Source organism: uncultured Sphingomonas sp. (assembly GCF_902806265.1).
In the GTDB taxonomy this organism is placed as follows: Bacteria; Pseudomonadota; Alphaproteobacteria; order Sphingomonadales; family Sphingomonadaceae; genus Sphingomicrobium.
The window spans coordinates 1-12913 of sequence record NZ_CADCVZ010000037.1; the positions used below are offsets into that span (position 1 = coordinate 1).

Below are 12913 nucleotides of genomic sequence, written 5' to 3' on the forward strand. Positions count from 1 at the left end.
GCTTCGAATATGCGCAGGACTCGAACGGCGCGCTGTTCGCGATCGACCGCTACGAGCTGGACACGGGCGAGACCCACCGGGTGACCGCCGGCAACGGCGGCGCGGTGCGGCCGACGCCTTCGCCCGACGGCAAGTATCTGGCGTTCGTCCGCCGCGAGCGCGCCAAGTCCAAGCTCTACATCCGCGATCTGGCCAGCGGCAACGAGCGCAAGATCTACGACGACCTCGACCAGGACATGCAGGAGACCTGGGCAGTCACCGGCGTCTACCCCAACATGGACTGGACCGGCGACAGCCGCGAGGTCGTGTTCTGGGCCGGCGGCAAGCTCCGCCGGGTGCCGGTGAACGGCGGCGCCGCGCGCGAGATCGCCTTTCGGGTGGCTGACGACCGCGTGGTCGCCAATTCGCTCCACCCGCAGGTGCAGGTCGCCCCCGCCAGCTTCACCACCCGCATGGTCCGCTGGGCGCAGATGTCGCCGGACGGGCGGCAGATCCTGTTCGAGTCCCTCGGCAAGCTGTGGCTGCGCCCCGCAGCGGGCGGCGAGCCGCGGCGACTGACCCGGAGCGGCGACGACAGCTTCGAAGCCTATCCCAGCTGGTCGCGCGACGGCCGCTCGATCGCCTTTGTCAGCTGGAACGACGGGCGGCTCGGCCAGGTGCAGACCGTCGGCGCACGCGGCGGGAGCCCCCGAACGGTCACCCGCGAGCCCGGCCACTACGCCTTTCCACGCTTCTCGCCAGACGGCCGGACGATCGTGCTCGAGGCGACCTCGGGCGGCGGGCTGACGTCCGACCGGTGGAACCGCGACGCGGGCGTCTACTCCGTTCCCGCGAGAGGCGGCTCGCCCAAGCTGATCGAGCGCGGCGTCACCAACCCGCAATATGCTGCTGCCGCCGACCGATTGTTCATGACCGTGCAGACCGAAGACGACAAGCTGCAGCTGGTCAGCACGGATCTCAACGGCGAGGCCCGGCGCGTCCACGCCTCGGGCGACCTCACCAGCGACTTCGTGGTCGCGCCCGATGGCCAGTCGGTCGCCTTTCGCCAGAACTATGAAGCCTTTCTCATGCCGCTGCTTCCCGGCGGCCAGGACGTTGCGGCCGCCACGGAGAAGGGCGCGCTGCCGTCGGTCCGGTTGAGCCAGGGCGGCGGCGACTTCATCCACTTCTCCGGCGGCGGCGCGCGCGTCCACTGGAACATCGGCCCGACGCTTTACAGCGCCGATGCCCGGACCATCTACTCGAACGGCTACAAGCCGGTGACCAGCGGCACCAACCTGTCCCGCACCCTCGCCGCCGCCAAGCCGCGCGGGAGCGTGGCCCTGACCGGCGCCCGCATCGTCACCATGCGCGGGGCCGACGGCGGCGTGATCGAGGACGGCACTGTGCTGATCCAGGGTGACCGCATCGCTGCGGTCGGCCCGCGCGGCAGCGTCGCGGTGCCCGCAGGTACGCCAAGCGTGGACGTCACCGGCAAGACCATCGTTCCGGGCTTCATCGACGCCCACGCGCACGGCCCGCAGGGCGAGAACGGGATGACGCCGCAGCAGAATTGGTCGGCCCAGGCCAATCTTGCGCTCGGCACCACCACGGTCCACGACCCGTCGAACCGCGCGTCGGAAGTGTTCGCCGCGGCCGAGATGCAGCAGGCCGGGCTGATCCTGGCGCCGCGCATCTTCTCCACCGGCGAGATCATCTACGGCGCCAAGGCGGCCGGCGCCTTCGCCGAGATCGGCAACTTCGACGATGCGCTGGCGCACGTCCGGCGGCTGAAGTCGCAGGGCGCGTGGAGCGTCAAGAACTACAACCAGCCCCGGCGCGAGCAGCGGCAGATGGTGGTCGCCGCGGCCCAGGCCGAGAACATGCTGGTCGTCCCTGAGGGCGGCTCCTTGTTCAACATGGACATGAGCCTCATTCAGGACGGCAACTCCACGGTCGAGCACAACGTGCCGGGCGAGGTGTTCTACGACGACGTGCTGCAGTTCTGGTCGCAGACCCGGACCAACTACACGCCGACCCTCGTGGTCTCCTACGGCGGGCCGGGCGCCGATCCGTACTGGCGCGCGCGCATGAACCTGTGGGAGCATCCGCTGCTGACGGCCCACACTCCGCCGGCGACGCTCGCCGCGGCCAGCGCCCGCCGCACTATCGCTCCGGAAGAGGACTATGCCGACACCTGGGCGGCGCGCGAGGCCCGCAAGCTCGCCGACCGCGGTATCCAGGTGAACATCGGCGCCCACGGCCAGCAGGACGGCATCGCCGCCCACTGGGAGATGTGGAGCTTCGTCAAGGGCGGCTGGACCCCGCTCCAGGCGCTGCAGGCTGCGACGGTGATGCCGGCCAAAACGCTCGGCATGGACCGCGACCTGGGATCGCTCGAGCCGGGCAAGCTCGCCGATCTGGTCGTGCTCGACGCCAACCCGCTGGAGAACATCCGCAACACGGACAAGGTCGCCAAGGTGATGCTGGGCGGGCGTCTGTACGACGCCCGGACCCTCAACGAGGAGGTCACCGGCAACCGGCAGCGGCAGCCCTATTGGTGGGAAGGCAGCGGCAACGCCGCGGCGGGCCGGGCGACGACCACGACGCACGGACATCGCCACTGATGCGGCACGAGGAAGAAGCCGACCTGCCGTACCTCCGCAAGGTGGTCGGCGCGTCGATGGCCGGCACGGTCGTCGAATGGTACGAGTTCTTCCTCTACGGCACCGCGGCGACGCTGGTGTTCGGCAAGCTGTTCTTTCCGAACACCGGCAACGAGCTCGACGGCATCATCGCCGCCTTCGCCACCTACGCGGTCGGCTTTGTCGCGCGGCCGCTCGGCGGCATCGTGTTCGGCCATGTCGGCGACCGGATCGGGCGCAAGTCGCTCCTCCAGTTCAGCCTGGTGTTGATCGGCCTGTCGACCTTCCTGATGGGCTGCCTGCCGACCTACGCCAGCATCGGCTATTGGGCGCCCGCGCTGCTAGTGTTCCTGCGCTTTCTCCAGGGCTTTGCGCTCGGCGGCGAGTGGGGCGGGGCGGTGCTGCTGGTGACCGAGCACAGCCCCAACCGGAGCCGCGCCTTCTGGGGCAGCTGGCCGCAGGCGGGCGTGCCGCTCGGCAACCTGTTGGCGACGCTGGTCCTGCTGGTGCTGTCCGCCACCTTGCCGGAGGAAGACTTCCTCGCCTGGGGCTGGCGCATCGGCTTCTGGCTGTCGGTCGTGATCGTCGGCATCGGCTACTACATCCGCACCCAAGTCTCGGACTCCCCGATCTTCAAGGCGGCGCGGGAGGAAGCCGAGCACAGGGCAGATCAGGGCTACGGCCTGACCGAGGTATTCCGCCGCTATCCGCGCGGCGTGTTCACCGCCATGGCCCTGCGCCTCGGCGAGAACATCCTCTACTACATGGTGGTCACCTTCTCGATCACCTACCTCAACCACCGCGGGGTCGACACCACCCGCATCCTGACCCTGCTGTTCGCGGCGCATGTCCTGCATGTGCTGGCGATCCCGGCGGTAGGCGCCGCCGCCGACCGGCTCGGACGCAGGCCGGTCTACATCGCGGGCGCGGCGCTCACCGTGGCGTGGCCGTTCCTCGCCTTTCCGCTGTTCGACACCGGGCAGACCGCGGCCATCCTCCTCGCGATCATGCTCGGGCTCGCCGTACACTCGCTGATGTACGCCGCGCAGCCGGCGATCATGACCGAGATGTTCCCGACGCGCATGCGCTACTCGGGCGTGTCATTGGGCTACCAGGTCACCGCGATCGTCGCCGGCTCGTGGGCACCACTGATCGGCACCGCGTTGCTGCGTCAGTATGACGACTGGCTGCCGATTGCCTTGTACATCGCCGGCGCGGCGGTGGTCAGCCTCGCGGCGGCGCTGGTTATGCGTGAAACCAAGGGCAGCTCGCTCCTCGCGATCGACCGCGAGGACGCTCGCCTGACCGCCGTTGCCTAAGCCGCGTCCACCAGCACCACCTCGCTGTCCTCCAGCGCGGTGATGCGCAGCATGTCGACGTCGCTGATCGCCGCCCCGTCGCGGGCGTTCACCCGCACGCCCTCGATCTCCAGCGCGCCGGTCGCGGGCACCAGATAGGCTCGGCGCTCGCGGCCCAGCGGATAGTCAACCGTCTCGCCCGCCCCGATGGTCGCGCCCGCCACCCGCGCGTCGGTGCGGATCCGCAGCGCGTCCTCATCCCCGTCGAGGCCCGACGCCAGCGTGACGAACTGCCCCGCGCGACCGTCCTTGGGGAACGGCCGGCTGCCCCAGGACGGGCGCTCGCCGCGCTGGTTGGGCTGGATCCAGATCTGGAACAGCGTGGTCGGCTCGTCCTCCATATTACACTCGGAATGGGTGATCCCGGTCCCGGCCGACATCACCTGGACGTCGCCCGCCTCCGTGCGGCCCTTGTTGCCCAGACTGTCCTGGTGCGTGATTGCGCCCGTCCGGACATAGGTGATGATCTCCATGTCGGCATGCGGGTGCGGCGGGAAGCCGCTATGCGGAGCGATCACGTCGTCGTTCCACACACGGATCTTGCCCCAGTTCATCCGCGCGGGATCGTGGTAGTTCGCGAACGAGAAATGATGTTTGGCCTGGAGCCAGCCATGGTCCGCGCCGCCCAGCGAGGCGAAGGGTCGAAGGTCGATCATGTTGCTCTCCCCGGCGCTCCCGAAGCGCCTTTCAGGAGGGAAGATGGCGACACCTGCAGCGCCCGCCAAGAACGCACAATCTTGTGACCGCGACGGCCGCGCTCAGTGCTTCACCGGCGGCCCGAACAGCCGGTCGAACAAGCCGCCCCACTTGCCGTTGGACCAGGTCAGCCCCTGGTAGATTGCCAAGCTGCGGCGAGCCCAGCCGGTATAAAGCACCGGGGCATCGAAGGCGTGCGCCAGCCACGCCAGCCGGTGGCTCCAGCGCGCGATCCATGCGCGCATGCGATAGACCAGCCGGCGGCGGAGCGGGATGCCCGCGCTGCTCGGGGCCACGCGCTTGACCGGCCGGACGGGCCCGCCGCGCCGCCGTGACAGCCGCCAGGCCAAGCCCTCGCGACGATGGCGGAAGCCCGCCGCCTGAGTGTTCGCGACGAAGTCCGCATCCACCGGCTCCAACGCCAGCCGCCCGTCAGCGATTCCGTCCCGGAGCATGGCGGCAAGGGCCGGGGAGCGGGTCACCACCACGTTGGTGCCGCGCCCGTCCGAGCTGTAGGGCTCGACCCAGGCGTCGCCGAAGCTGATGTCTGCCGTTTCGGCCACCACGTCGTCGCACCAGTTGCACGCCGCGCTCTGGAAGAAGCCCGCGCCCCAGTCGCCGTCGGCCAGGTGCCACCAGTCCTCCGACCGGGTGCTCGCGTCGTCGAGCGTCAGATGCGCGCGATACCAGTTGGCCGGGCGGCCCGCGTCCTTGATCCGGTAGTCGACCGAGCGCACCCGGTCCATCGGCGCACCGAGCTGCCAGGCGAAGCTCTCCACGAACCGTGCGCTCTTCATATGGCCGCAGAACAGGCCCAGCGTGTGGGTGATCCGCTCCGCCAGCACCGGCTCGGCGCGGCGGGCGAGGTGCACCGCCTTGATGAAGCAGGGAATGCCGACGATCGCGTAGCGCCCGGGCGTGCTCCGGATCTCGCGCAGCACGGCCGACAGCTCCACCGGATAGTAGCGCGACTTGCCGCCCTCGAACAGCTCGCCGACGCTGCGCGACAGGCGGAAGCGGAAGAAGCGGCCCTCGCCGTGCGGGTCGGCGGGCACCACGTGCGCCACCGCATCGACCTTCCCCGTGCGCAGCAGCTCGGCCGCGACCCAGTTGACCAGCCCGCCCGAGCTGCCGTTCTCGCGGTAGCCGGGCTCGGCGGCATGGCCGACGTAGCAGGCCTCGACGCGTCCGAGCCGCGGGTCAGCCGCCGACCCCGGGAAGCGCTCGGCGGCGATCACGTCCTCGTTGGCGGCGCTCGGCGAGAAGGGACAGCGTTGCGCCAGGTCCGTGCTGCGCCCGCGATACCAGTCGCGCGGACCCGTGGGCTCGAGCTGGCCGTAGCGGTTCCACTCCATCGCCGCGCGGGGCTCGGCCGCCACGCAGCTGCCGCAGCCGATGCACAGCCCGGACGCAACCATGTCGCGCGGGCTGACCGCCGGCTCAGGCGGCGATGGCGGCATCGAGGTAGGCGGTCGAGCGGCTCCGCAGCCGGGCGATGCTCTCGTGAATCGGATCGACCAGCGGCGCGCGCAGCAGGTCGCGCACTTGGTCCGCCCCGCTCTCCTCGCTCACCAGATGGTGCTGGGCGGCGAGCGCGGCGGTGAGGTCGCGCAGCTTGTTGTGTCGGTATGGCATGGACACCGCCGCGAACGGCTTGCCCGCCAGCAGTGCGAACACGCAGCCGTGGAAGAAGTTGGTCGCCACCGCGCTCGCCCCGGCCACCGCCCGCGCGAACTCCAGCGGCCCGGCGTCGATCCACTGCTCGTCGGCGAAGCTGTTCCTGTAGCCGATGCTGACCAGCCGCAAGCGCTGCCGGTCGGCCGCCGCCCGGACCTCACGCGCGTACCAATCGGGGAAGCCGTGACCGTACAGCAGCAGGTAGGGCTCCGACCGCGACAGTGGCTCCTGCCGCCCCACATCCGGGAACTGCAGCACCGGGTCGAGCACCAGCTCCGGCTCCACGCCCGTGCAGCCCTTGACCAGCCAATAGCTGTTCTCGTCGCGAACCGACAACCGGTCGAACCGCTTCAGCCGCTCCGCCCAGCGCTCGTCGATCCCCCAGTGGCAGGAATAGTTGCCGAAGCTCGCGGCAAAGGAGACCACCCGCTCGGCGTTGAGACCCTCGCCGTAGAAGATGCCCTTGCCGCCGTACCAGGGATGGTGGAGGTTCCACACCTCGTCGCTGCCGATCACGACCAGGTCGAACCGGTCCAGCCCCTGCGGGTCGTTCAACGCGAACGGCTGGCTCTGCGGCAGCAGGTGGAACGCTTCCAGGAATCGCCGCGCCTTGGCCGCGTAATGGCGGAAGTCGCTCGGCGCGGTGGGGTGCGGCAGGGTCGGCTGAAAGGCGCAGCGCCACTCGGCCCAGGTCACCTCGCGGCTGTGGTGATCCAGCAGCACGGCATCATGTCCACGAGCGCGCAAACCCTCGACAAGCGCCCGCGCTTGCCAGAAAGAGCCGTAGTTGATGCAACGGTGAAAGGTGAGAACGCCGATCTTCAAGCGGGTGGCCATAGCGCGGCAAATGCGTCCGCGCGAGGGCGGTTTCTCCGTGGAACCGAAATCACCTGCCCGCTTGCTCCGCGTCCATTGAAACCGTGCCGCGTCGCTTTCTCCCCTTCCTGATCCTGCTCATCGGCCTGCTGGTCACCGCGTTGACCACTTGGCAGCTGCAGCAGACCGACCGGCAGCGGTCGGAAGCGCGGTTCAACGCAGTGGTCGAGAGGGCGGTTGGCGGCGTTGAAGCTACCTACGACATCCAGCTTGCACTGCTGCGGGGCGCGGCTGGGCTGTTCAACGCCAGCGGCGCCGTTACCCGGCAGGAGTTCCGCGCTTATGTGGAACGGCTGAACCTGCCGCAGAACTACCCCAACGTCCTCGGCATCGGCTTCGCCGCCTATGCGGCCACCCGTGACGAGCTTGAGCGGCAGGTCGCGGAGGCGGGCTCTCCCGACGCCAGACCGGTCGCCGCCTGGCCGGCGGGCACCCGCAACGGTTACTCGGCCATCCGCTACCTGGAGCCGCTGCACCGCGGGAACCGCACGGCGCTCGGGTTCGACATGCTGAGCGAGGCGGTCCGCCGCGAGGCCATGATCGCGGCCCGACGCAGCCAGCACAGCCGGATGAGCGGACGCGTGCTGCTGGTCCAGGACATGGATCGCCGAAGGCAGCCGGGCTTCCTCATCTACGTTCCGCTGAAGCCGGGCGGTAGCATCGAAGCGGGAGAGTTCCCGGGCTGGGTCTACAGTCCCTTGCGCGGCAAGGACCTGTTCGCGCCGCTGTTCCAGGGCGCCGAGTTCGAGAACGTGCACGTCGCGATCTACGACGGTGCGCCGAGCCCGGCCAACCTCCTGTTCGCGAACGCCGCGAAAGGGAGCGGGGGGGAGCATACGGCCTCGCGCCGCCTGCAGCTCGGTGGCCGGACCCTGACGCTGCAGTTTGGCTCCAGCCCGGCGTTCGAGCGCCGCTCACCGATCCGCTTGTGGCTTGTCGTGCTGCTGGCCGGTCTCGCCATCTCCGCGCTGCTCGCCGCACTCGCCTGGCAGGCCGAGCGGCTGGTCCGGCGGGTGCGGGCGCAGGTGGTGCGGCGGACCGCGCAGCTGAACAACAGCAACGCCCGGCTGCGTGAGGAGATCGCGGCCCGCGGCCAGGCCGAGGCACAGCTGTTCCAAGCGCAGAAGATGGAGGCGGTCGGCCAGCTGACCGGCGGCATCGCCCACGACTTCAACAACATGCTCGCGGTGGTGATCGGCAGCCTGGATTTCGCCCGGCATACGGACGACGTCGGCAGGCTCAAGCGGCTCAACGAGCAGGCTTTGAAGGGGGCCACCAAGGCCGCCGAGCTGACGCAGCGGCTGCTCGCCTTTTCACGCCGGCAGACGCTCATCCCGGCCGTGGTAGACGCCAACAAGCTGATGGCCGAGATGTCCGAGCTGCTGCGCCGCACCCTGGGCGGATCGACCCGGCTCGAAACCGTGCTCGCCGGCGGCCTGTGGCGGGTGTTCGCCGATCCGTCGCAGCTCGAAAGCGCGATCGTCAACCTGGCGGTCAACGCCCGCGACGCCATGCCGGACAACGGCCAGCTCACCATTGAAACCGCCAACTGCCACCTCGACGAGCGTTACGCCGCCACCCACCCCGACGTTGTGCCGGGCCAGTATGTTCTGATCGCCGTCAGCGACACGGGCGAAGGCATGCCGCCCGAAGTGCAGGCGCGGGTCCTGGAACCCTTCTTCACCACCAAGGAGGTCGGCCGCGGCACCGGGCTCGGCCTGTCGCAGGTGTTCGGTTTCGTGAAGCAGTCGGGTGGGCACCTCAACATCTACTCGGAGGTCGGCCGGGGCACGACCGTCAAGATCTACCTGCCGCGTCACCACGGCACCGCTCCGGATGCGGACGGCGTTCCCGCTACCCAGCTTGAGCGGCTTCCACGCGGGCGGGCCGACGAGCTGATCCTGGCGGTCGAGGACGAGGAGGACGTGCGGCTGATGAGCGTGGGCGCGCTGCGGGAGCTAGGCTACACGGTGATCCACGCGCCGGACGGTGCAGTCGCGCTGCAGATGCTGGCAAGCCACCCGGGCGTCCGCCTGGTGTTCACCGATCTGGTCATGCCCGAGATGGACGGGATCGAGCTCGCCGCCGCCATCCGCGAGGAATATCCGGAGGTGCGTCTGCTGTTCACCACCGGCTACGCACGCAATGCGGTGAGCCGCGACGGGCGGCTGGACGGAGAAGTGGACCTGATCTCCAAGCCGTTCACCATCGCCCAGCTCGCCGGCAAGGTTCGCCAGGTGCTGGACCGCCCGGCCGGCAACGATCAGCCGTTGGTCGGCGAGTAACGCGCATTCGTCGAAGCTGAAGGTCCTGTCACTGGCTGTTCAGGCGCTCGGCGTCAGCGCCGGCAAGATGAAGCGTAACATCCTGTTATCCGGCGCCCTGGCGCTTTCCTCCATTCCGTCCGTCGCTCTGGCCCAGGACCAGCCTGCCGACCCAGCTCCCCCGGCCGGAGAAGCCGCCGACCCTGCCGAGACCGACGGTGAAGCGGACGAAGCCGAGGAGATCGTCGTCGTCGGCCGCCGCGATCCCAACGCGGTGATCGGCGACATCCCGCCGGAGACCCGGCTTAATTCGCGCGATATCCGCGCCTATGGCGCCACCTCGGTGTCCGAGCTGCTCGACGCCCTGGCACCGCAGCTGGGCAGCAGCCGCGGGCGGGGCGGGGGCCAGCCGGTCGTGCTCCTCAACGGCCGCCGCACCTCCGGCTTCCGCGAGGTCCGCGACCTGCCGCCCGAAGCGATCCTCCGGCTCGACATCCTGCCCGAAGAGGTCGCGCTGGAATACGGCTACCGCGCCGACCAGCGCGTGGTGAACATCGTGCTGCGCCCGCGCTTCCGCTCGACCACCGCGCGGGTCGAGACAAGTGTGCCGACCGGCGGCGGCAGCCTGGGCGGGGAAGGCGATCTCACCCGGCTGCTGATCGGCGAAGGCAGCCGCACCACCCTCAACGCCCGGATCGAGGGCGACAGCGCGCTGACCGAGGCCGAGCGCGACATCCGCTTCGACCCCGCGACCCCCGACGCGATTGACCCGCGCCCGTTCCGCACACTGGTCGGCGAGCGCCGCCTGGCCCGCGTCGGGGCGACCCACAATCGCACCCTGTTCGGCGACGTGTCCTCCACCTTCGACGCACAGGTCGAGCGGTTGGACGGACGGTCGCTGCTCGGCCCGTCGCTGCTCGACCTGGGCGATCCGCTGGCGCGCGACACGGATACGCTGTCCGGCCATGTCGGGGTCGCGTTCAATGGGCAGAAGGACCGCTGGCGCTGGTCGCTTACCGGCGCCTACGACATCGCCCGCTCGGTCAATAAGACTGACCGCGAGAGCGCGGTTCCGACCGCCTTTACCGATCGCGCCCGCACCCAGACCAGCAGCGGCAACCTCGACCTGGTGCTGAACGGTCCGCTGTTGACGCTCCCCGCGGGCCAGGCGAGCGCTACCGTGCGCCTGGGCGCGGACACCCGCGACCTGGACAGCCGCGCCCGTCGCGCCGGGATTGAAAGCGAGAACGATCTCGGCCGCGACCGCGGCAGCGCTTCGCTCAACCTCGACCTGCCGATCGCGCGGCGGGGCTCGGTCCTGTCCGCGCTCGGAAACCTCACGCTCAACGCCAACGCAGAGGTCGAGCGGCTGAGCGACTTCGGCACGCTGACCACCGTCGGCGCGGGCTTCTTCTGGTCGCCGGTCGAGCGACTCAACCTTCTCACCTCTTGGACCCGCGAGGAAGGTCCGCCCACCCTGCAGCAGCTCGGCGATCCGGAGCTGATCACGCCCGACACCCGGATCTTCGACTTTCGCAGGGGTGAGACGGTGCTGGCCGAGGTGACCACCGGCGGCAACCGCACGCTCGATGCCGACCGCCGCGACGTATGGAAGCTTGGGGGCACCTGGCAGCCGCTCGAGGAGACCGACCTCAACCTGCGCGCAGACTATGTCCGCACCCGCATCAGCAATCCCATCAGCAGCTTCCCCGGCCTGACCCAAGCGATCGAGGCGGCCTTCCCCACCCGGTTCGAACGTGACCCGGCCGGCAACCTCCTCCGCGTCGACCTCCGCCCGGTCAACTTCGACCGCTCGGCGCGTGACGAGCTGCGTTGGGGCTTCAACTACACCAAGCCGCTGCGCTCGGCCCGCCCGCCGCAGAGCTTTATCGACCGCCTTCGCGCGGCCCGGCAGCAGGCACGCGGCGAAGGCGGGCAGGGTGCCGGCCCGGGCGACGGCCCACCCCGCGCCGGCGGCGGCGGTCGGCGCGGCGGCGGCGGCGGCGGCGGGTTCGGAAGGGGCGGCCGGCAGGGCGGGCGGCTGCAGTTCTCCCTGTTCCATACCTGGGCCATGCGCGACGAGGTGCGGGTCGCCGAAGGCCTGCCCACGCTCGACTATCTCCGCGGCGACGTGATCGAGGGCGGTCTCCGCCCTCGGCACCGGCTGGAAGCGGAGGCCGGCTACTTCAACAACGGCCTGGGCGCGCGGCTGTCGGGCAACTGGCAGAGCGGCGGCGAGATCGGAAGCGGGACAAGCGAGCTCCGCTTCAACTCGCTGGCCAGGGTCAACCTGAACCTGTTCGCCAACCTCGGCGAGCGGTTCGAGCTGGTCGAGAAATATCCCTGGCTCCGCGGTACCCAGGTGCGCCTGGGCGTGCAGAACATCCTCGCTGCACGCCAACGCGTCCGCGATGCCGCTGGCGGACTACTGCCGGGCAGCTACCAGCCCGACCTGCTCGACCCGCAGGGCCGCACGCTGAGCCTGTCGCTGCGCAAGCTGTTCCTGCCCCCGCCGGGCTTCTTCCGCCGCTCGGGCGGGCAGGGGGCACCAGGCCGCTAGCCGCCGCGGCCGCGGTTTGCTCCAAAACGGACCGAGCTAAACCGGCTGGTAAGGAGTTTCCCCTAGACCTGCTCCCAGCAACCGGGAGTGGGTCTTTTGCGCCAATTTCTCTTCGCCTTGGCTCTCGTGCAATCCTCGCTGGGCGGCGCGGCCGTGTTCGGCACCGACGACCGCGTCGCCGTGCATGAGCGGGCCAGCGTGTCGCGCGCCGTCGGCCTCGCCCTGCACGCCGACCGGCAGGCGACCGCCTTTCTGGTGGACGCCTGCTTCGCAGTGACTTCGCAGCATCTGGTAAGCATCGACCGCAACCCGCTGGGGCAGCAGGTCGAACTGGTGCTTGGGGCAGAGCGGCTAAACGCCCGCGCGGTCCGCGCCGGTCACGTCGAGCGTGGCGTGCTGGGCTACAACCACGACTGGCTCCTCTTGAAGCTCGACCGCTGCCGGCCAAACGCGCCGGTGGTGGAGCTGGCGGGCGGCACGGTCGCCGCGCCCGACGCGATCCCCGAATCCGGCCGCAAGATGACCGCCATCGGCTATCCCAGCGACCTGCAGCGGCTGACGGTCGATCCCGACTGCCGCATCCACGCCGTCGGCGCCTACGGCTGGCTCAATGACTGCGCCGCCCAGCCGGGATCGTCGGGCGGTCCGCTGGTCGTGCAACACGGCACGCGCATGATCGCCTACGCGATCCAGTCCGGCGCCTTTCCGACCACCCGGCCCGAGGCGTTCACGACCGACCGCGCCAATCTCGCCACGCCGGTGCAGCCGATCCGCCAGGCGCTGCTCGAGGAGCGGGCCAAGCTCCCGCCCGTCAAGCTCGCCTCGCGCCGCTGGCGCTTCCCGTTCATCTAAGCGCGG

8 protein-coding genes are annotated in these 12913 nt (G+C 69.9%); 5 read left to right on the plus strand and 3 right to left on the minus strand.

Going from position 1 to position 12913, the window contains the following annotated elements; all coding sequences use genetic code 11:
• Together QZX62_RS08465 and QZX62_RS08470 are read left to right on the plus strand one after the other, a co-directional pair.
• Positions 1-2606 (plus strand): amidohydrolase family protein (locus tag QZX62_RS08465; RefSeq protein ID WP_294173634.1); only part of this gene is annotated, 2606 nt, incomplete at its 5' end.
• Positions 2606-3943: an MFS transporter gene (locus QZX62_RS08470; protein ID WP_294173636.1), complete on the plus strand. Its 1338-nt coding sequence runs from the start codon at positions 2606-2608 to the stop codon at positions 3941-3943. The genes QZX62_RS08465 and QZX62_RS08470, both read left to right, overlap by 1 nt.
• Here QZX62_RS08470 and QZX62_RS08475 read toward each other — a convergent pair.
• From QZX62_RS08475 to QZX62_RS08485, 3 genes are all read right to left on the minus strand, one after another.
• The gene (locus tag QZX62_RS08475; protein ID WP_294173638.1) at positions 3940-4638 is read right to left on the minus strand and encodes a pirin family protein; all 699 of its coding nucleotides are present in this window, start codon (positions 4636-4638) and stop codon (positions 3940-3942) included. The two genes, QZX62_RS08470 and QZX62_RS08475, sit on opposite strands and share 4 nt — an antisense overlap.
• A gap of 102 nt (positions 4639-4740) precedes the next feature.
• The gene (locus QZX62_RS08480; RefSeq protein WP_294173639.1) at positions 4741-6138 is read right to left on the minus strand and encodes a Coenzyme F420 hydrogenase/dehydrogenase, beta subunit C-terminal domain; all 1398 of its coding nucleotides are present in this window, start codon (positions 6136-6138) and stop codon (positions 4741-4743) included.
• Complete coding sequence (locus QZX62_RS08485) at positions 6119-7192, minus strand: polysaccharide pyruvyl transferase family protein (RefSeq protein WP_294173641.1); 1074 nt, start codon at positions 7190-7192, stop codon at positions 6119-6121. Before QZX62_RS08485 ends, QZX62_RS08480 begins: the two co-directional genes overlap by 20 nt.
• 83 nt (positions 7193-7275) lie before the next feature.
• Here QZX62_RS08485 and QZX62_RS08490 point away from each other — a divergent pair, with 83 nt between their 5' ends.
• The 3 genes from QZX62_RS08490 (at position 7276) to QZX62_RS08500 (ending at position 12907) form a co-directional block, all read left to right on the plus strand.
• A complete protein-coding gene (locus tag QZX62_RS08490; protein ID WP_294173642.1) occupies positions 7276-9516 on the plus strand; it encodes a CHASE domain-containing protein in 2241 nt (746 codons plus the stop codon).
• A 67-nt stretch (positions 9517-9583) separates the two neighbouring features.
• The gene (locus QZX62_RS08495) at positions 9584-12055 is read left to right on the plus strand and encodes a TonB-dependent receptor (protein WP_294173643.1); all 2472 of its coding nucleotides are present in this window, start codon (positions 9584-9586) and stop codon (positions 12053-12055) included.
• A gap of 96 nt (positions 12056-12151) precedes the next feature.
• Positions 12152-12907, plus strand: a complete 756-nt coding sequence (locus tag QZX62_RS08500) for a trypsin-like peptidase domain-containing protein (protein WP_294173644.1) — start codon at positions 12152-12154, stop codon at positions 12905-12907.
• Positions 12908-12913 lie beyond the last annotated feature (6 nt).